We start from the raw sequence: 19,003 nt of genomic DNA, 5'->3' as shown, positions 1-19,003 counted from the left end.
GGATCGCCATGACCGTGTCCGTCGAACCGACCGAGAAGAGCGCCGCGTCCGCGGGGGACCGGGGCGCCGCGCAGGCGCTGCGGCCGCATGCCGAAGACGCCTTCGCCGCCGAACTCGCGGCGCTGGCCGCGCAGGACGACCGGCCGCGCCCGGAGCGCTGGCGCCTCTCGCCATGGGCCGTCGCCACGTATCTGCTCGGCGGGACGCTGCCCGACGGGACCGTCATCACGCCGAAGTATGTGGGGCCGCGCCGCATCGTCGAGGTCGCCGTCACCACGCTCGCCACCGACCGCGCCCTGTTGCTGCTCGGTGTGCCGGGCACCGCGAAGACCTGGGTCTCCGAGCATCTCGCGGCCGCCGTCAGCGGCGACTCGACGCTGCTCGTGCAGGGCACGGCGGGCACCCCCGAGGAGGCGATCCGCTACGGGTGGAACTACGCGCGACTTCTCGCGCACGGCCCGAGCCGGGACGCCCTCGTGCCCAGCCCCGTCATGCGCGCCATGTCCGAGGGCATGACGGCCCGGGTCGAGGAGCTGACCCGCATCCCGGCCGATGTGCAGGACACGCTGATCACGATCCTGTCGGAAAAGACGCTGCCGATACCGGAGTTGGGCCAGGAGGTGCAGGCCGTCAGGGGCTTCAACCTGATCGCCACGGCGAACGACCGGGACCGGGGGGTCAACGACCTGTCGAGCGCGCTGCGCCGCCGCTTCAACACCGTCGTGCTCCCGCTGCCGGAGAGCGCTGAGGCGGAGGTCGACATCGTCTCGCGCCGCGTCGACCAGATCGGCCGTTCCCTCGACCTGCCGGCCGCTCCGGACGGCACCGATGAGATCCGCCGCATCGTCACGGTCTTCCGGGAGCTGCGGAGCGGCGTCACCGAGGACGGGCGTACGAAGCTGAAGTCGCCGAGCGGCACGCTGTCCACGGCCGAGGCGATCTCGGTCGTGACGAGCGGGCTCGCGCTGGCCGCCCACTTCGGGGACGGGGTGCTGCGGCCGTCCGACGTCGCGGCGGGCATCCTCGGGGCCGTCGTCCGCGACCCGGCCGCGGACCGGGTGATCTGGCAGGAGTACCTGGAGGCCGTGGTCCGCGAGCGGGACGGCTGGAAGGACTTCTACCGCGCGTGCCGCGAGGTGAGCGTATGAGCGAGCGGGGGAGGGGGCAGGGACCGCTGCTGCTCGGGGTGCGTCACCACGGCCCCGGTTCGGCCAGGGCTGTCCGGGCCGCGCTCGACGCGGCGGGTCCGAGTGTGGTCCTGGTCGAGGGGCCGCCCGAGGCGGACGCCCTGGTGGCCCTCGCCGCCGACGAGGGCATGGTGCCGCCGGTCGCGCTGCTGGCGCATGTCGTGGACGAGCCGGGGCGCTCCGCGTTCTGGCCGCTGGCCGAGTTCTCCCCGGAGTGGGTCGCGATCCGGTGGGCCCTGGAGCGGGACGTTCCGGTCCGCTTCATCGACCTGCCGGCGGCGCACAGCCTGGCCCTGCGCGACCAGGGCGCGACGCCGGACGACCCCGAGGGGGACGGGGAGCAGGGCGCGGGCCAGGGCGAGGAGGATTCCAGGGAGGCGATGCGCGTCGATCCGCTCGCCGTACTCGCCGAGACCGCGGGGCACGACGACCCGGAGCGCTGGTGGGAGGACGTCATCGAGCACCGGGGCGCGTCGGGGGACGCGTTCGCGCCGTTCGAGGCGCTCGGTGAGGCGATGGGGGCGCTGCGGGAGGAGTACGGCGACGGCGGGCACGAGCGGGACCTCGTGCGGGAGGCCTATATGCGCCTTCAACTGCGCACCGCACAGAAGAAGTTCGGGGACGGTGTCGCGGTGGTGTGCGGCGCCTGGCACGTTCCCGCGCTGCGCACGAAGACCACGGTCGCCGCCGACCGGGCCGTCCTCAAGGGGCTGCCCAAGGCCAAGGTCGACATGACCTGGGTGCCCTGGACGCACCGCCGGCTCGCCCGGACCGGTGGATACGGAGCGGGTATCGACTCGCCCGGCTGGTACGGGCATCTGTTCAGCGCCCCGGACCGGCCCGTCGAACGCTGGATGACCAAGGTCGCCGGGCTGTTCAGGGACGAGGACAGGATCGTGTCGTCGGCGCACGTCATCGAGGCGGTGCGGCTCGCCGAGACGCTCGCCGCGATGCGGGGCCGTCCGCTGGCCGGGCTGACCGAGACGACCGACGCGGTCCGCGCCGTGATGTGCGAGGGGTCGGACGTACCGCTGTCGCTCGTCCACGACAGGCTCGTCGTCGGGGACGTACTCGGCGAGGTCCCGGACGCGGCGCCCGCCGTGCCGCTGCAACGCGACCTCACGCGGCTGCAGCGCTCCCTGCGGCTCAAACCGGAGGCACTGGAGCGGGAGTTGGAGCTCGACCTGCGCCGGGAGACCGACGCGGCGCGCAGCCGGCTCCTGCACCGGCTCCGCCTCCTCGACGTCGGCTGGGGCGAACCGGCACGGTCCATGCGCGCCTCCACGGGCACGTTCCGGGAGACCTGGCGGCTGCGCTGGGAGCCCGAGCTGTCCGTGCGCGTCGCCGAGGCGGGGGTCTGGGGGACGACCGTGCTCTCGGCGGCCACCGCCAGAGCCGAGGCGGACGCGATCGGCGCGCCGGCCCTCGCCGACGTCACCGCCCTCGCGGAGCGCTGCCTCCTCGCCGAACTGCCGGATGCGCTCCCGGTGGTGATGCGTGTGCTCGCCGACCGCGCCGCGATGGACGCGGACGTCGGCCATCTCGCCCAGGCCCTGCCCGCCCTCGTCCGCTCCCTGCGCTACGGCGATGTGCGAGGGACGGACACCCAGGCGCTGAGCGAGGTGGCGGCCGGTCTCGCCGAGCGCGTCTTCGTGGGCCTGCCGCCCGCGTGCGCGGGGCTCGACGGGGACGCCGCGGCCGAGATGCGCGGCCATGTGGACGCGGTGCACGCGGCGGTGGGGCTCCTGGAGGACGACGGGACGGCCGGACACAGAGGCCGCTGGCACTCCGTGCTGCGGGTCCTCGCCGTACGCGACAGTGTGGCCGGCGTGATCCGGGGGCGGTGCGCGCGGCTGCTCCTCGACGACGGACAGCTGGCCGAGGGCGAGGCCGCGCGGCTGATGGGGCTCGCCCTCTCGCCCGGCACCGGGCCCGCCGAGGCCGCCGCGTGGATCGAGGGGTTCGTGGGCGGCGGATCCGGCGGCGGGCTGCTCCTCGTACACGACGAGCGGCTGCTCGCACTCGTCGACGGCTGGCTGACGGGAGTTTCCGCTGACGCGTTCACGGACGTACTGCCGCTGCTGCGCCGCACGTTCTCCGCCTACGAATCCGGTGTGCGACGCACGCTGGGGGAGCTGGTGCGGCGCGGGCCCGCGGGGGCGGGACCCACGGCGGCCGTGGGGACGGCGCCGCCGGGGTTCGCGCCCGGCCTCGACCAGGTGCGCGCGGACGCGGTGCTGCCGGTGCTGCGGCTGCTGCTCGGGACGGACGACGCCGACACCGGATCTGACTCGGGAACCGGTTCCGGCCGGGGTGACAACGACCTTGTGGGGGTGGCCTGATGGCGGTCGACCAGGTGGACGAGCTCAGCGGGGGAGCCCGGGGCGAGCGGATGCGGCGCTGGCGGCTCGTGCTCGGCGGGGACGAGGCGGACGGCACCGGATGCGCGCTCGGCGGCCAGGACGCGGCGATGGACGGCGCCCTGACCGCGCTCTACGGGGGAGGTGACAAGGCCGAGCGGGGGCGTCACCGCTCGGCCGGCCTCGGGGCGTCCGCGCCGTCCGTGGCGCGCTGGCTCGGCGACATCCGGACGTACTTCCCTTCGTCCGTCGTCCAGGTCATGCAGCGAGACGCCATCGACCGCCTGGGCCTGTCCGCGCTCCTGCTCGAACCGGAGATGCTGGAAGCGGTCGACGCCGACGTGCACCTCGTCGGCACGCTGCTCTCCCTCAACAAGGCGATGCCGGAGACGACGAAGGAGACGGCTCGCGCCGTCGTGCGGAAGGTCGTCGAGGACCTGGAGAAGCGCCTCGTCACGCGGACCCGCGCGACGCTCACCGGCGCGCTCGACCGCAGCGCCCGTATCAACAGGCCCCGTCACCACGACATCGACTGGAACCGCACGATCGCGGCCAACCTCAAGAACTACCTGCCGGAGTACCGCACCGTCGTCCCCGAGCGGCTCATCGGATACGGCCGCGCGTCCCAGTCGGTGAAGAAGGAGGTCATCCTCTGCATCGACCAGTCGGGTTCGATGGCTGCCTCGGTCGTCTACGCCTCCGTGTTCGGCGCTGTGCTGGCCTCGATGCGGTCCATCAACACCAGACTCGTCGTGTTCGACACGGCCGTCGTCGACCTCACCGACCAGCTCGACGACCCGGTCGACGTCCTGTTCGGCACGCAGCTCGGCGGCGGCACCGACATCAACAGAGCGCTCGCGTACTGCCAGTCACAGATCACGCGCCCCGCGGAGACCGTCGTCGTCCTCATCAGCGACCTCTACGAAGGGGGAATCCGGAACGAGATGCTGAAGCGGGTCGCCGCGATGAAGTCGTCAGGAGTGCAGTTCGTCACGTTGCTCGCGCTGTCCGACGAAGGGGCACCCGCGTACGACAGGGAGCACGCGGCGGCGCTCGCGGCCTTGGGAGCACCGGCGTTCGCCTGCACGCCGGATCTTTTCCCGGAGGTGATGGCGGCGGCGATCGAGAAGCGGCCGCTGCCGATACCGGACTCGGGGAACCCGGCGAACAGGGCGTCGTAGGTGCGGGACGCCGTAAATCCGGACATGACTACCCATCGGTAACAGGGGGCTTGCGCAACCTCGGGCGTCCCGTGCAAGGATCGGCGCGGCTCTTCTCATCCCCGCGCCCACGCGTCCCGCGTCCCCGCGCCCCTCGTACGGGAGGGTTCCCCGCCTTGACTTCCCCGGTCGCTCTGCCTGTTGCCGCTCTGCGCGTCGTGCGCGCAGCGGCCGGGCGGCGTGCGCTGAACGTGGCGCTCCGGGTGATGTTCCTTGCGGGGGGCCTGATCGTGTTCGGCCTGCTGTGCGGAGGAAGGGCGCATGCGGCGGAGGGAGTTCTGCCGCCGACGGGGTCCGCGGGCGAGCAGGCGGTTCACGCAACCGCTCGGACGCCGGTTCACGCACCCGTCCCCGCGCAGGCGGCGCACCGCACGTCTCCCGCCAGCGGTTCCCGAGCAGTCGGGGCCGTGCGGGAGCAAGCCGTGGAGCCCGCCCGGAATCGCGTGGTCGAGCCCGTCCGGACCCATGTGACCGAGCCGGTCCGCACTCAGGTCGCCGCACCCGTCGTACGAGGAGTGCGCGACGTGCGGGGAACGGTCCAGGGAGCGGTGCGGGAAGAGGTCCGGGAAGTGGGGGAGTTCGCCGGAGGGCTCCTCGGCGGGCTCGCCGCCGAGGCTCCGCCGCAGTTCCTGCCGGGTCCGCCCTCGATGCCGGGACTGCCCGGCATTCCGGGGCAGATCGGCGCCCCCGGTGTCCCCGGTCAGCCCGGGAACGGCGCCCACACGGCACCGGCTCCGAGCGCCGGAGCCCATGCGGCCGCCGGGCACAGTGACCGCGCAAGGCCCCGCAAGCGAGAAGCAGCCGTGCCCGTGGGCGACGTGTTCGCCTCGGCAGGCGACAACGCCGTACCCGCGCGAACCCCGGCCACAAAGGCGGCCGGCAGCCCGACTCCCGCCCCCGCACCCGCGTTCCCGAGTGGCAGCGCGGTCGGTCAGTCGGCGGGGGACGGCAGCACGACGCGGCACTCCGATCTCGCCGCGGCAGCGTTCGGCAGCGGCGCGACGGCCCGGCTGCTGCCCGGAGCGACGGGGTCCTCCCACGCCGCCCCCACCCGCGACAGGCACCGAGACATCCCCGAATTCCCCGGCTAGGGCAGCCCGTTCCCCGCACGTGACCTGCCGCGCGGGGGCGGCACAGGTCTGCCCGCCGGCCGGACCACTCCGGCCGGACGCCGCCGGCCCACCGCTGGACCTCCAGCGCGGGACCGGACATGAGAATTCGAAGGATCTGACGCAAGCATGAACAAGAACATCCGCCGTTCCATCGTGATAGCCGCCGGCGTCTCCGGTGCGTGGGCGCTCGGCTCCGCCGCCGCCAGCGCCGACGAAATGCCCGCCCACTCCGTGGCGGTCCCGGACCTGGCCGGTGACGTGGTCGCCGACGTCCAGGGCACGGTCTCCCACGTCCAGGGCGCCGTCGACGACGTCACCCATGGCACCGTCGGCTCGGTCACCGGCAAGGTCCAGGACACCGTGGCGGGCGTGACCGGCCAGACCCGGACGACCGCGTCCGGCGCGGTCTCCAACGTCTCCGGAACCGTCTCCGGCACCGCCGCGAAGGCCGCGCCCCAGGCCGGTCCCGCCGTCGCCGGGGCCCAGGGCGCGGTCCGCCACACCGACGCCCGGGTCGAGGCCGCCGCCGCGCACGCCAAGCAGCAGGCCCGGACCTACGTCGAGGGCGTCACCGGCGTCGCCGACACCGCCCGCACCGCCGCGGCCCGCGCCGCACACGCCCGCACCGCCGGGGTCCCGAACGTGTCGGCCGACGCCGTCGCGCAGAACGCCGGCGCCCGGGCCGGAGCCGTACAGGACGGCGCCACGCAGGAGATCGACTACCTGTTCGGCCCCCTGTCCGCGTTCGCCCCCGACGTCGACCGCACGGTGACCGGCGCGCAGGGCCACGTCCAGGGCGCCACCACCCAGGTCCAGGGCATCGCCGCCCAGGCGTACGGAACCGCGGCGCAGGTCCCGGGCTACGCCCAGAACGTCCCGGCCACCGCCTCCGGCACCGTCGGCGGAGTGACCACGGCCGCCGGTCCCGTCGTCGACGAGACCTCCGCCGCGGTGCTTCCCCCCATCGCCGCGACCGCCGTGCACGGCGTGGTCCCGGTCGCCGGCCAGGCGGTCGGTGACGTCGGCACGCTCGCGGGCGGTGCGGTCGGCGACGTGACGCCGTTCGCCGGTGGCGTCGTCAGCCACGTCACGCCGTTCGCGGACGGGGTCGTGGGCCAGGTCCAGCCCTTCGCGCAGTCGGTCGTCGCGGACGACGTGCAGCCGTTCGCGGGCGGGGTCGTCGGCGCGGTCCAGCCCCTCGTGCAGGCCGTGTACGACCAGGTGCAGCCGGTCGTGCAGGGCGTCGGCGGCAGCGCGGACTACCTGGCGCAGGGCGTCGTGGGCGACGTGATGCCGTTCGCCGGCGGTGTGGTCGGCGACGTGACGCCGTTCGCGGGCGGGGTCGTCGGTGAGGTCTCGCCGTTCGCGCAGAACCTGACCGGCACGGTCGGCGCCGACGCGCAGCCGCTCGCCGGGAACGCGGTCCAGGGCGTCCAGGGCGTGGCCGCCTCGGTCGCCCCGAGCTACCTGACGAACGCCACGGACGCCGCCGCCAACGGCATCGGTATCTGAGGCGTCGCAGAGGCTCTCCGTCCGAAGTCCGTATCTGTAGCCCGTCCGGTCTGTAGTCCGTCCGGCGCAACCGCGGAACGCGTCGGCGGACCGAAGCGGACTGAATACGTCGTCTGCGGGCAGCCGGGGACCGGAGTGACAAGCCGGGCCCGGCCCGGCAGATGGCGGCGGGTGGTCCTCATTGGGGTGAGGATCACCCGCCCGGGCCCTTCCCAGCCCGGCGGCAGGGCTCTCCAGGTCCTCCCACCGGGTCTTTCAGGGGCTCTCAGGGGCCCCACCGGGCGCACCCCAGGCCGGTGGGGCCCTGCTCTGTGACTGTTATCACCGCTCAGGTGTGATCTGCGATTTAGGGACCCCGGGCGAGCGGCGATAACCTGCGAGACGGACATGCCGCGTACCGGACTCCGTCCTACGCCTCCCTTGTGACAGCGCAGTCACGTTGCCCTTCGCGGCACGCCCACGCAGACAGCTGACCACAAAGCAGCGAGATCGCAGCGAGATCACGGAAAAGGGACGGACGCGCGTGGACCTGTTCGAGTACCAGGCGAGGGACCTCTTCGCCAAGCACGGTGTACCGGTGCTGGCCGGTGAAGTCATCGACACGCCTGAGGCGGCGCGCGAGGCCACCGAGCGACTGGGCGGCAAGTCGGTCGTCAAGGCGCAGGTGAAGGTCGGCGGCCGTGGCAAGGCAGGCGGCGTCAAGCTCGCCGCCACCCCGGACGAGGCCGTCGCCCGCGCGACGGACATCCTCGGGATGGACATCAAGGGCCACACGGTCCACAAGGTGATGATCGCCGAGACCGCTCCGGAGATCCTCGAGGAGTACTACGTCTCGTACCTCCTCGACCGCACCAACCGCACCTTCCTCGCCATGGCGTCCGTCCAGGGCGGCGTGGAGATCGAGGTCGTCGCGGAGGAGAACCCCGACGCCCTCGCGAAGGTGCCGGTCGACGCCAACGAGGGCGTCTCCAAGGAGAAGGCCCAGGAGATCGTCGCCCAGGCGAAGTTCCCGGCCGAGGTCGCCGACCAGGTCGCCGACATCCTCGTCACCCTGTGGGACACCTTCATCAAGGAGGACGCCCTCCTCGTCGAGGTGAACCCGCTCGCCAAGGTCGCCTCCGGCAAGGTCATCGCCCTTGACGGCAAGGTCTCCCTCGACGAGAACGCCGACTTCCGCCAGCCCGAGCACGAGGCGCTCGAGGACAAGGACGCAGCCAACCCGCTCGAGGCTGCTGCCAAGGCCAAGAACCTCAACTACGTCAAGCTCGACGGCGAGGTCGGCATCATCGGTAACGGTGCCGGTCTGGTCATGTCGACCCTGGACGTCGTCGCGTACGCCGGTGAGAACCACGGCAACGTGAAGCCGGCCAACTTCCTCGACATCGGTGGCGGCGCGTCCGCCCAGGTGATGGCGAACGGCCTGGAGATCATCCTCGGCGACCCGGACGTCAAGTCCGTGTTCGTCAACGTCTTCGGCGGCATCACCGCCTGTGACGAGGTCGCCAACGGCATCGTGCAGGCCCTGGCGCTCCTCGCCGACAAGGGCGAAGAGGTCACCAAGCCGCTGGTCGTGCGACTCGACGGCAACAACGCGGAGCTGGGTCGCAAGATCCTCAGCGACGCCAACCACCCGCTCGTCCAGCGTGTGGACACCATGGATGGCGCGGCCGACAAGGCCGCCGAGCTCGCCGCGGCTGCGAAGTAAGGAAGAGGGACTCAGACCACCATGGCTATCTTCCTCACCAAGGACAGCAAGGTCATCGTCCAGGGCATGACCGGTGCCACGGGCATGAAGCACACCAAGCTCATGCTCGGTGACGGCACGAACATCGTCGGCGGCGTGAACCCGCGCAAGGCCGGCACCTCCGTCGACTTCGACGGCACCGAGGTCCCGGTCTTCGGCACGGTCAAGGAGGCCATGGAGAAGACGGGCGCCAACGTCTCCGTCCTCTTCGTGCCGCCGGCCTTCTCCAAGGCCGCCGTCGTCGAGGCGATCGACGGCGAGATCCCCCTCGCTGTCGTGATCACCGAGGGCATCGCCGTCCACGACTCCGCCGCCTTCTGGGCGTACGCGAAGTCGAAGGGCAACAAGACCCGCATCATCGGCCCGAACTGCCCCGGTCTCATCACCCCGGGCCAGTCGAACGCCGGCATCATCCCGGGCGACATCACGAAGCCGGGCCGCATCGGCCTGGTCTCGAAGTCCGGCACGCTGACGTACCAGATGATGTACGAGCTCCGTGACCTCGGCTTCTCGTCCGCCGTCGGCATCGGTGGCGACCCGGTCATCGGTACGACGCACATCGACGCCCTCGAGGCGTTCGAGGCCGACCCCGACACCGACCTGATCGTCATGATCGGCGAGATCGGCGGCGACGCCGAGGAGCGTGCGGCGGACTACATCGCCAAGCACGTCACCAAGCCGGTCGTCGGCTACGTCGCGGGCTTCACCGCCCCCGAGGGCAAGACGATGGGTCACGCGGGCGCGATCGTGTCCGGCTCTTCTGGCACCGCACAGGCCAAGAAGGAGGCCCTCGAGGCCGCCGGCGTGAAGGTCGGCAAGACGCCGACCGAGACGGCCAAGCTGGCGCGCGAGCTGCTCTCGTAGTTCCGCCACCTGCCTGACATCAGTGGGCCCGCACCCTTTCGGGGGTGCGGGCCCACTGTCGTCGCGTCTGCACGGGAACCCGGTACGGGAAGCCCGTCGGGGCTCAGTCGGCCGCGGGGGCGAGGCGGTGAGGGCTGCTCTGCGTCGACTTGTGCAGCTTGTCGCGCAGCTTCTTGTCCGCCTGCGTGAGCGGTCCCGGCCCCGTCCGCGGCGGTACTCCGGTGATCATGGAGCCGGGGGCGGGGATCGGTTCGTAACGGGTCGGCGCGGTGCGCAGCGTGAGGGCCGTCGCGCCGACGATCAGGACGGTGAAGGCAATGGCCGAGCGGGTCCAGAAGCGGGTCCGGCGCTCGCCCTCCGTGCGGACCAGGGTCGACTTGGGCGCCTGGAGCTTCTCGGCGCCCGCGAGTTCGGTCAGGCGCCGGTGGAGCTGGTCGGGTACGGCGAGGGCGGGCAGCTGCTCGGCCACGGCCTCCCGCGCGTGGAGCAGCCGCTTCGCCGCAGCGGGCGTGGTGGCCTCCGTCTCGGCGGCGGTCTCGGGCAGATCGAGCCCGACCCCGTCGTAGAGCAGCAGGGTGCGGCGGTACGAGGACGGCAGGCTCAGGAGTACGTCGAGCAGCGCGCGGTGGGCGGCGTCGGCGGGCGGCGCCTCGGGGTGCCGGTGGCTCGGGCGGAGCCGGTGCCAGGGCGACATGGCGTACTCGTACGCGGCGGCCCTGACCCAGCCGACGGGGTCGCGGTCCACGGCGACCTCGGGCCAGCGCTGCCAGGCGAACTGGAAGGCGCGCTCCACGGACTCCCTGGCGAGGGTGCGGCGGCCGGTGAGGAGGTAGGTCTGGCGGACCAGACCCGGGGCCGCGTGGGTGTAGAGCCGGTCGAAGGCCTCGGTGGCGCCCTTCGGGGACTCCGTCGGGCTCGGGCTCCCGCCCGCTTCCGCTGTGGCCGCGGGTCGCCCCCACCGTCCGCCGCGCTCCTGGCCCCGGTCGAGCGGGGCGGAGTCCCGGCGTCCGACGGAGCGTCTGGTCCGGGCGGGGGCTGTCGTGGCGGTGGCTGCTGCCTTGGCGGTGACTGTTGCCTTGGCGGCCGGCGCTTGTCTCTCCGCCTCGATGTCCGCCAGGAACGTCGCGTACGCCTCCCCCTGGCGGCCCCTCGGGGTGGTCCGGCCGGATTCCCAGGAGCGGAACGTTTCCCGGGTGACGCCCACTTGCGCGGCGACCTGAGCCTGAGTCAGGGACTTCGACTCGCGGAGCTTGCGGCGCTCGTTGGGGGCTGGCAGCGGGGAGGCGGGGCTCTGCGTCATAGGGGACTCCACACACCCTTTCGCGTGAATAAGTGCATAAACGTATCTTGAGCGACACATCCGGTCTTCGCCTGTTACACGAATAAAGCGTGCGTCGTTGGGAGCATGGCCGCGTGACCCAAATGACCGACCGTGGCCTGTCGTTGCCGCTCCTGCTCTCCCGCGTGCGTGACCGCTCCCCGGGGCCCGCCGCCTGCCTGTTCGGCGGGGTCGTCGCGGCCGGCCTCGGGCTCGGCTCGTCCGCCGTGCTCGTCATGGTGCTGTGGATCAGCTCGCCCTACCCGGACAGCGGTCCCGGCGGGGCCCTGCACGCCGCCGCCGCGCTGTGGCTGCTCGCGCACGGCGCCGAGGTCGTCAGGACGGACACGCTCTCGGGGACCCCGGCGCCGATCGGCGTCGCGCCACTGCTCCTTCTGGTGATTCCGGTGTGGCTGCTGCACCGCGCGGCGCGTGACGCGGTGGAGGGCGCCGACGACGGGGACGCGCCGCAGACGGCCTGGCGGACCGCGTGGGGCGGGATCGTGATCGGCTATCTGCTGGTGGGCGGCGGCGCCGCGTTCTACGCGTCGGACGGTGAGCTGCGGCCGTCCTGGCCGAGCGTCACCGCGCATCTGACGGTCGTCGCCGTGGCCGCCGCGGGCGCCGGGATCTGGACGGCCCACGGCCGCCCGCGCATCCCGTTGCCCGCGCTCCGGCGCCATCGTCTCGACGCCGTCCAGGACGGCGAGCGCGAGGTGTTCGTACGCCGTCTGCTGCCGGTCGCCGCGCGGGCCGCGGCCGCCGGGGCGCTCGTGCTCGTGGCGGGCGGCGCGCTGGTCGTGGCGGCGTCGACGCTGTGGCACGCCGAGGCGGTGCGGCATTCGTTCGAGCAGCTCACGGACGTGTGGTCGGGACGGGCCGCGGTGCTCCTGCTGGCCGCCGCGCTGGTGCCGAACGCGGCGGTGTGGGGCGCCGCGTACGCGCTCGGTCCCGGCTTCGCGCTCGGCGGGGGGAGTGTGGCCGGGCCGCTCGGGGTGTCGTCGGGGCCGCTGCTGCCCGCCTTCCCGCTGCTCGCGGCGGTGCCGGAGCCGGGCCCCGGGTCGACGCTCAACTGGTCGGCGGGCGCGGTGCCGGTCGTGGCCGGGCTGACGGTGGCGTGGTTCGTGGCGGGGGCGGCGGCGCCCCGGCACGGGGAGCGGGACGAGGCGTGGTCGCGGGGGCGTACGGCGATGGCGGCGGGCGTCGCGGCGGTGCTGTGCGGGCTGGCCTTCGCGGGGCTCGCGGTGGCGGCCGGCGGTCCGATGGGCGTCGCGGGGCTCGCGGAGTTCGGACCCGTGGGGTGGCTGACCGGGCTCGCGGCGGCGGGATGGACGGCGCTGGTGGGGGTGCCGGTGACCGTGGGGCTGCGGGCGTGGCGGGTCAGGGTGCCGCGCGATGAGCGGGTCGGCGAAACGGGCGGGGAACGGGCCGGGGAATCGGCTGAGGAGCGGGCCGAGGAGCGGACCGAGGAATCCCTCGAGGAGCGGGCCCCGTCGTGGTGGCGGCGCCCCCGGATCCCGTCGCCGAGGAACTGGCTGCCGCGACGGCGCCGGGAGGGGGCGGCGCAGGCCGGGAGGACCCCGTCGGGCGACGCCGCGTTCGAGCCGTACGACTTCTTCCCCGCGGACCCGTTCTCCGCCGACCCCTTCTCCGTGGACCCCTTCCCCTTCCCGGACGGGCCCGTCCGGGCGGGCGACGCCTGGCCGGGCGAGGCCACGAGGGAAGCGCGCTGGGCAGCGCTCAAGGAGGCGTCCGACACGAGCAGGGACACGGAACCTGAGGCGGGCTCGAACAGGGGCCCGGGCGCGGCCCCCGAAGAGCCCCGCCCGCTGGACACTCCCTAGTCGCGCGTGCCGAGCAGTGTGCGCAGTTCCTTCGGGAGCTTGTCGTTGCACGCCTTCTGGGACGCGCTGGTCAGCGCGTCGTTCACGCACGTGTAGTAGTCGCTGTAGACCAGCTGGGCCGTGAACGTGGCGGCGACCAGGGCCAGGGCGAGGGAGCCGGTGACCAGGCCGCTGACGGCCGCCGTGGTCTGCGGTCTCGAACCGGCGGCGGGACCGGTGGGCGCCGGGGCGTCCGGGTTCGGCGTGCGGGGCTTGGCGCGCAGGGCGGTGATGCCCCAGTACAGGGCGAGCGCGCCGAGCAGCAGAGCCACGTAAGGCCAGCTGAACAGTGCGAAGAAGAAGCCCCACATGCCGGAGAGCAGTGCGTAGCGAGCGCGGCGCTGGGCCGGGTCCGTCGGGTCCCAGCGCATGCCGGAGCCGGGCCCCTGGGGGCCTTCGGGTCCGCCCTGACCGCCCGGACCGCCGCCCTGGCCGGGACGGTCGCCGAAGCGGCCGCCCTGGGCGCGGCCCGGCTGCCGGTCGCTCCACTGACCGCCCCACGGGTTCCGGTCCCCGCCCGACCCGTCGCCCTGGCCGTCCTGACCGCCCTCGGGGCGGCGCGGCTGCCACGGGCGGTCGGGCGAGCCCTCCGGCGGCGGCGCGAACGGGTTGTCGTCCTTGGACGGCTTGGACGGCTTGGAGGAATCGGAGGACTTGGGCGGTGTGTCCTGGGGCGGAGGAGGCGTGGGACGGCCTTCGCGCAACAGGGTCGAGCCGGCGGGCAGCAGCGGCAGGCGGAGGCTTCGGTCCGGCATCAGGTGTGCGTCTTCCCCTAGATCGATCGTGGCGCGGCTGCGGGCGAGCCCGTTCTCAAGTGAACGCCCCGCAAGCGGGCGGCGTTCCTTCGGTGGCGAATCCGCCACAGACGCTACCTTCCGGCCGCGCCCCCGTCCCGTGGGGGCCGCTCCATGTGCCGGTATCGTTGCTGACGGTCGACCGCTTCGTAGAGTTCCCCGTATCGGGAACCATGAAGCCTTTGTGCGACCCTACAAACGCACTCCCGAGAAAGGCCCTCGCTGTGGCCAAGCGGCTCGTCGTGCTGGTCTCCGGATCAGGCACGAATCTGCAGGCTCTGCTCGACGCCCTCGCGGCCGAGGGCGCGGAGGGTTACGGCGCCGAGATCGTGGCCGTCGGCGCCGACCGTGACTCCATCGCCGGGCTCGAGCGCGCCGAGCGCGCCGGGCTGCCCACCTTCGTCTGCCGGGTGAAGGACTTCGCCACCCGCGAGGAGTGGGACCGGGCGCTCGCCGAGGCCACGGCGGCGTACGAGCCGGACCTCGTGGTCTCGGCCGGGTTCATGAAGATCGTGGGCAAGGAGTTCCTCGCCCGGTTCGGCGGGCGGTTCGTGAACACGCACCCCGCCCTGCTCCCCAGTTTTCCCGGAGCCCATGGTGTGCGCGACGCGCTCGCGTACGGCGCCAAGGTCACCGGATGCACCGTCCACTTCGTCGACGACGGCGTCGACACCGGCCCGATCATCGCCCAGGGCGTGGTCGAGGTCCGGGACGAGGACGACGCGAGCGCTCTGCACGAGCGCATCAAGGAAGTCGAGCGCAGGCTGCTCGTCGATGTCGTGGGGCGTCTGGCCCGCAACGGCTATCGCATTGAGGGACGAAAGGTAGTTATCCAGTGACCGCCGAGAGCAACAAGCGGCCCATTCGCCGGGCGCTCGTCAGCGTCTACGACAAGACCGGTCTGGAAGACCTCGCGCGCGGGCTGCACGAGGCGGGCGTGGAGCTGGTGTCGACCGGCTCGACCGCTGCGAAGATCGCCGCCGCCGGAGTGCCCGTCACCAAGGTCGAGGAGCTCACGGGCTTCCCCGAGTGCCTCGACGGGCGCGTCAAGACGCTGCACCCGAAGATCCACGCGGGCATCCTCGCCGACCTGCGCCTGGAGGACCACCAGCGCCAGCTCGCCGAGCTCGGCGTGGAGCCCTTCCAGCTCGTCGTCGTGAACCTGTACCCCTTCAAGGAGACCGTCGCCTCGGGCGCCACTCCCGACGAGTGCGTCGAGCAGATCGACATCGGCGGCCCCTCGATGGTGCGCGCCGCCGCCAAGAACCACCCGTCGGTGGCCGTCGTCACCAGCCCCGCCCGGTACGCCGACGCCCTGTCGGCCGTTCGCGACGGCGGCTTCGACCTGACCGCCCGCAAGCGCCTCGCCGGCGAGGCCTTCCAGCACACGGCGGCGTACGACGTCGCGGTCGCGTCCTGGTTCGCCGACGGCTACGCGGCCGCCGACGAGAGCGGCCTCCCCGAGTTCCTCGGCGCGACGTACGGGCGCAAGAACGTCCTGCGCTACGGCGAGAACCCGCACCAGGCCGCCGCCCTCTACGTCGACGGCACCGGCGGTCTCGCGGAGGCCGAGCAGCTGCACGGCAAGGAGATGTCGTACAACAACTACACAGACACGGACGCCGCGCGCCGTGCCGCGTACGACCACGACGACCCGTGCGTCGCGATCATCAAGCACGCCAACCCGTGCGGCATCGCGGTCGCGTCGAGCGTCGCCGAGGCGCACCGCAAGGCGCACGCCTGTGACCCGATGTCCGCATTCGGCGGCGTCATCGCCGTCAACCGGCCGGTGACGAAGGAGATGGCCGAGCAGGTCGCGGACATCTTCACCGAGGTCATCGTCGCGCCCGAGTACGAGGACGGCGCGCTCGAGGCCCTCACCAAGAAGAAGAACATCCGCGTGCTGCGCGCCCACCAGGGCCCGTCGGCGCTCGTCGAGACGAAGCAGATCGACGGCGGCGCGCTCCTCCAGGTCACCGACCGCGTCCAGGCCGACGGAGACAACCCGGCGAGCTGGACCCTCGCGACGGGCGACGCGCTGTCCCCGGGCGAGCTCGACGAGCTGGCGTTCGCCTGGAAGGCGTGCCGCGCGGTGAAGAGCAACGCGATCCTGCTGGCCAAGGACGGCGCCTCGGTCGGCGTCGGCATGGGCCAGGTCAACCGCGTCGACTCCTGCAAGCTGGCCGTGGAGCGGGCCGGCGAGGAGCGGGCGCGCGGTTCGTTCGCCGCGTCGGACGCGTTCTTCCCGTTCCCGGACGGGCCGCAGATCCTGATCGACGCCGGTGTGAAGGCGATCGTCCAGCCCGGCGGTTCCATCCGTGACGAGCAGGTCGTCGAGGCTGCGAAGAAGGCGGGCGTGACGATGTACTTCACCGGCACGCGCCACTTCTTCCACTAGGTCTCAGCGAGCAGCACACGACCGCGGGCCGTGCCTTCCCCCGTGAAGGCACGGCCCGCGGTCGTGTGCCGTGACCTGTCGGCCCTGTCGGCCCTGTCGGCCCTGTCGCCCGTGGCTGTCAGGCTCACCTGTTTCCTCTGGGATCCGTAGTGATGTGTCGTGGGCCGGCGTCATGCCGTGTGTCCATTAGCGGTCTCGGTGTCGTATGTGGGTGCGTAGATCGAATGCGTGACCTTTTCTCATGGGTGTCGTTGATTGGATGACAGCACTGGGGGCGGGAAGGGAGGGGCGGGGGTGAGTCGGAGGCTTCCGCTCGGTGAGGGTGAGACGTCCCGTACCGCGTGTGCCCGTAGCCTGCTGCGTACCGGGGTGGATGAGAGAACTGGCGAGGTCCTCGCCGCAGCGGTGCTGGCGGAGCGGGTGGGATGGGCTGCCGGTCTGGTGTCCGTGATGGCCGCCGACCTGCTGGCCCGGCACTGGAATTGCGCCGATGTGGACGTGTTGGCCTCGGGTGAGGATGCCGGGGGCCGGGCGCTGCCGTCGAACGCGTGGATGGCGCTGCGCCGTCTGGGCTGGACCACCGCACCGGCCGGGGGTGTCAAGGCCAATGACCGGATCGTGCGGATGGCCCAGGAGCAGGCCGGGCGCGTGCTGCGGGCGGCGAAGTGGCGTGCCGACCTGACGGCCGGGGTCCTCACTACGTGGCCGGGTGCCCCGGACAGGCGGACTGCCGAGGAGTGGGCCGCGGTGCGCGGGGCGGTGCCGGGCGGGCAGTTCCTGCCGTCGAATGTGATCAAATCCCGTACTCGGCAGGTGACGGCGTTCGTCCGGATGACGGGCCGGATGCCGCTCGATGTGTTCGAGCTGGAGGCCACGCCCCGCATCGCACGCATGCTGCTGCTCTCGGCGTGCGACGGGCAGCAGGCCACCATCGAACGCACCGACGAGCCAGGCCGCGCACTGCTGCGCCTCCAGCTCCCCACCCGCCCCGATCCCGCCTCCTACAAGGACTGGACCTGGGTGGCCTGCCCGATCACGCTTCCCCCGACTGTCCCTGCTGGCGCGGTTGTCCACCTGCCCACCCTGCGCGTGAACGGCGGCCAAGTCCGTGCCGATCTCGCCTACACCCACGCCGTCCCCAGGACGCGGCGGACCGGGCACACCATCGCGCTGGGCGTGGACTGGGGCCTGAACACCCTGCTGTCCGTCGGTGCCGCGCGCCTGCACGACGACGGCCAGATCACCGCCCTCGGCTCCGGCGGACAGTTCCGGGCAGCCGGTATCCTCGCCAGACAGCACCGCCTGCGCCGTTTGTCCGAGCACCTGCACACCAAGGCCGACCACTACGAACGGCTCACCGCAGGAGACGAACAGCACGCCTTGACGGGCAGGCACCACATCCTGCGGGACGAGATCCGGCATGTCTGCGACCGGCGTGCCCACCTCAACGACGCTCTGGCGTGGGCTGCCGCCCGCTGGACGGTGGATCAGGCCATCACCGCCTCGGCCACGGTGATCTATGTCGAAGACCTGCGGTCGATGGAAGCCAAGGGTATGGGCCGTACCTTGAACACCCGCCTCTCCCAGCAGGTGCGCGGGCAGATCGTGGTCCGCATGCGCCACCTCGCCGCCGAAGTAGGTATCGCCGTCGTCACCGTCCCGGCGCGCAACACTTCCAAGCACTGCCCCCAGTGCCTCACCCCGCTGCGGCACCGCAAAGCCCCCGACCGGCCCACCACGCCCGGCTGGAAATGGGCCCTCTGCCCCTCCTGCCTGTGGCAGGGCGACCGCGACCACGGCGCGTGGCGACGTATCGCGGCACGCGGCCTCACCCACCAGACCAAGACCGTCACCGACCGCGCCAGGGGCGCGATGGTGATCCGCGCGGTGGTGGACAAGCTCGAAACCCGTGCAGTCATCACGCCGAGTGCCGACAAGACCAGCCGGAACGACCGGTCCAAGACCGGCCCCACCCGGCCTCGAGCCACACGTCCGACGCCCAGGCGACGCCGGACACCCTCCCCCACCAGACCCACAGGTCCGGCGGGCAAGCGTCCGGAGGGACACGCTCACACGGACCGGACCCGGCTGCCCCGCGCAGCCCACCGGCACCAGGGCGTGACAACGATCAGCACACCCACCAACCGGCACCAGCCACGAGGAGCGGCACTGGGCGCGGGCTTCCACCTGCACGCCCACGCCACCCCACCACGGTGGGCGATCCCGTTGCCAGACACCACGTCTGACATGGGATCGCTTAGCTGGTTAGAGACGCTCCGCAGGGCTGGAGGGACCAGATCGGGTCCCACGTCGCCCGGCCGGACTCGTAGGCCCTCGACGTCCACCGGATGCCGTCCTTGTTGTAGAACTTGGCGACGGTGCCGGGCGTCTGGTGGTTGATGAACGGGCCGTCCCCGGTCCAGTTGTGGACGTCCAGCGCTGACACTTGTAGAAGTCGAAGTTCGTGCCGTTGCCCGTCATGCACAGGTGGCCGTAGCCGCAGTTCAGCGTGGCCTTCGAGAACGTTCCGGTGGGGGAATGGAGACTTCCGTCCACCGAGTCGGTGGAGTGGAGTCACCGTCCCAGCGGCCGCCGCGCGCCGGTACCTCAG

12 protein-coding genes and 1 pseudogene are annotated in these 19,003 nt (G+C 72.5%); 11 read left to right on the top strand and 2 right to left on the bottom strand.

Features of this window, described 5'->3' with window-relative positions:
- The first annotated feature begins 8 nt into the window (after positions 1 to 8).
- The 7 genes from OG574_RS20795 (at position 9) to sucD (ending at position 9,999) form a co-directional block, all read left to right on the top strand.
- Positions 9 to 1,148, top strand: coding sequence for an ATP-binding protein (locus OG574_RS20795; protein ID WP_326774464.1), 1,140 nt, complete (start codon positions 9 to 11; stop codon positions 1,146 to 1,148).
- Entirely contained in the window at positions 1,145 to 3,529 is a 2,385-nt protein-coding gene (locus OG574_RS20790) for a DUF5682 family protein (RefSeq protein ID WP_326774463.1), read from the top strand. Before OG574_RS20795 ends, OG574_RS20790 begins: the two co-directional genes overlap by 4 nt.
- On the top strand, positions 3,529 to 4,728 hold the full coding sequence (locus OG574_RS20785; RefSeq protein ID WP_326774462.1) for a VWA domain-containing protein: 1,200 nt from the start codon (positions 3,529 to 3,531) through the stop codon (positions 4,726 to 4,728). Before OG574_RS20790 ends, OG574_RS20785 begins: the two co-directional genes overlap by 1 nt.
- Before the next feature lie 461 nt (positions 4,729 to 5,189).
- Positions 5,190 to 5,858 (top strand): hypothetical protein, encoded by a 669-nt coding sequence (locus OG574_RS20780; protein WP_326774461.1) that lies wholly within the window; start codon positions 5,190 to 5,192, stop codon positions 5,856 to 5,858.
- 147 nt (positions 5,859 to 6,005) lie between these two features.
- Positions 6,006 to 7,391 (top strand): hypothetical protein, encoded by a 1,386-nt coding sequence (locus tag OG574_RS20775; protein WP_326774460.1) that lies wholly within the window; start codon positions 6,006 to 6,008, stop codon positions 7,389 to 7,391.
- 523 nt (positions 7,392 to 7,914) lie between these two features.
- Complete coding sequence (sucC, locus tag OG574_RS20770; protein WP_326774459.1) at positions 7,915 to 9,096, top strand: ADP-forming succinate--CoA ligase subunit beta; 1,182 nt, start codon at positions 7,915 to 7,917, stop codon at positions 9,094 to 9,096.
- 21 nt (positions 9,097 to 9,117) lie between these two features.
- Entirely contained in the window at positions 9,118 to 9,999 is an 882-nt protein-coding gene (gene sucD / locus OG574_RS20765) for a succinate--CoA ligase subunit alpha (protein ID WP_326774458.1), read from the top strand.
- 103 nt (positions 10,000 to 10,102) lie between these two features.
- On the opposite strand, the gene OG574_RS20760 is transcribed toward sucD, so the two are convergent.
- Entirely contained in the window at positions 10,103 to 11,299 is a 1,197-nt protein-coding gene (locus tag OG574_RS20760) for a helix-turn-helix domain-containing protein (protein ID WP_326774457.1), read from the bottom strand.
- A 122-nt stretch (positions 11,300 to 11,421) separates the two neighbouring features.
- Between OG574_RS20760 and OG574_RS20755 the strand changes: the two are divergent.
- A pseudogene (locus OG574_RS20755) lies at positions 11,422 to 12,672 on the top strand (cell division protein PerM); the annotation flags it as partial.
- Between the two features lie 485 nt (positions 12,673 to 13,157).
- On the opposite strand, the gene OG574_RS20750 reads toward OG574_RS20755, so the two are convergent.
- On the bottom strand, positions 13,158 to 13,955 hold the full coding sequence (locus tag OG574_RS20750; protein WP_326774456.1) for a hypothetical protein: 798 nt from the start codon (positions 13,953 to 13,955) through the stop codon (positions 13,158 to 13,160).
- Between the two features lie 212 nt (positions 13,956 to 14,167).
- Here OG574_RS20750 and purN point away from each other — a divergent pair, with 212 nt between their 5' ends.
- The 3 genes from purN to OG574_RS20735 all read left to right on the top strand — a co-directional run bounded on the left by purN (position 14,168) and on the right by OG574_RS20735 (position 18,792).
- On the top strand, positions 14,168 to 14,833 hold the full coding sequence (purN, locus tag OG574_RS20745; RefSeq protein ID WP_100594959.1) for a phosphoribosylglycinamide formyltransferase: 666 nt from the start codon (positions 14,168 to 14,170) through the stop codon (positions 14,831 to 14,833).
- Positions 14,830 to 16,392, top strand: a complete 1,563-nt coding sequence (purH, locus tag OG574_RS20740; RefSeq protein ID WP_326774455.1) for a bifunctional phosphoribosylaminoimidazolecarboxamide formyltransferase/IMP cyclohydrolase — start codon at positions 14,830 to 14,832, stop codon at positions 16,390 to 16,392. The genes purN and purH overlap by 4 nt, the downstream gene beginning before the upstream one ends.
- A gap of 369 nt (positions 16,393 to 16,761) precedes the next feature.
- Entirely contained in the window at positions 16,762 to 18,792 is a 2,031-nt protein-coding gene (locus OG574_RS20735) for a zinc ribbon domain-containing protein (RefSeq protein WP_326774454.1), read from the top strand.
- Positions 18,793 to 19,003: the final 211 nt, after the last annotated feature.

The organism is Streptomyces sp. NBC_01445 (assembly GCF_035918235.1).
Lineage (GTDB): Bacteria > Actinomycetota > Actinomycetes > Streptomycetales > Streptomycetaceae > Streptomyces.
The sequence above is the reverse complement of the archived record's forward strand: the minus strand, read 5'-3'. Positions and strand labels throughout refer to the sequence as shown.

Excerpts from the sequence above, each read along its gene's own strand:
- OG574_RS20795 (WP_326774464.1), top strand. The coding sequence starts at position 9 with ATGACCGTGTCCGTCGAACCGACCGAGAAGAGCGCCGCGTCCGCGGGG.
- OG574_RS20790 (WP_326774463.1), top strand. The coding sequence starts at position 1,145 with ATGAGCGAGCGGGGGAGGGGGCAGGGACCGCTGCTGCTCGGGGTGCGT.
- OG574_RS20785 (WP_326774462.1), top strand. The coding sequence starts at position 3,529 with ATGGCGGTCGACCAGGTGGACGAGCTCAGCGGGGGAGCCCGGGGCGAG.
- OG574_RS20775 (WP_326774460.1), top strand. The coding sequence starts at position 6,006 with ATGAACAAGAACATCCGCCGTTCCATCGTGATAGCCGCCGGCGTCTCC.
- sucD (WP_326774458.1), top strand. The coding sequence starts at position 9,118 with ATGGCTATCTTCCTCACCAAGGACAGCAAGGTCATCGTCCAGGGCATG.
- OG574_RS20760 (WP_326774457.1), bottom strand. The coding sequence starts at position 11,299 with ATGACGCAGAGCCCCGCCTCCCCGCTGCCAGCCCCCAACGAGCGCCGC.
- OG574_RS20750 (WP_326774456.1), bottom strand. The coding sequence starts at position 13,955 with ATGCCGGACCGAAGCCTCCGCCTGCCGCTGCTGCCCGCCGGCTCGACC.
- purN (WP_100594959.1), top strand. The coding sequence starts at position 14,168 with ATGAAGCCTTTGTGCGACCCTACAAACGCACTCCCGAGAAAGGCCCTC.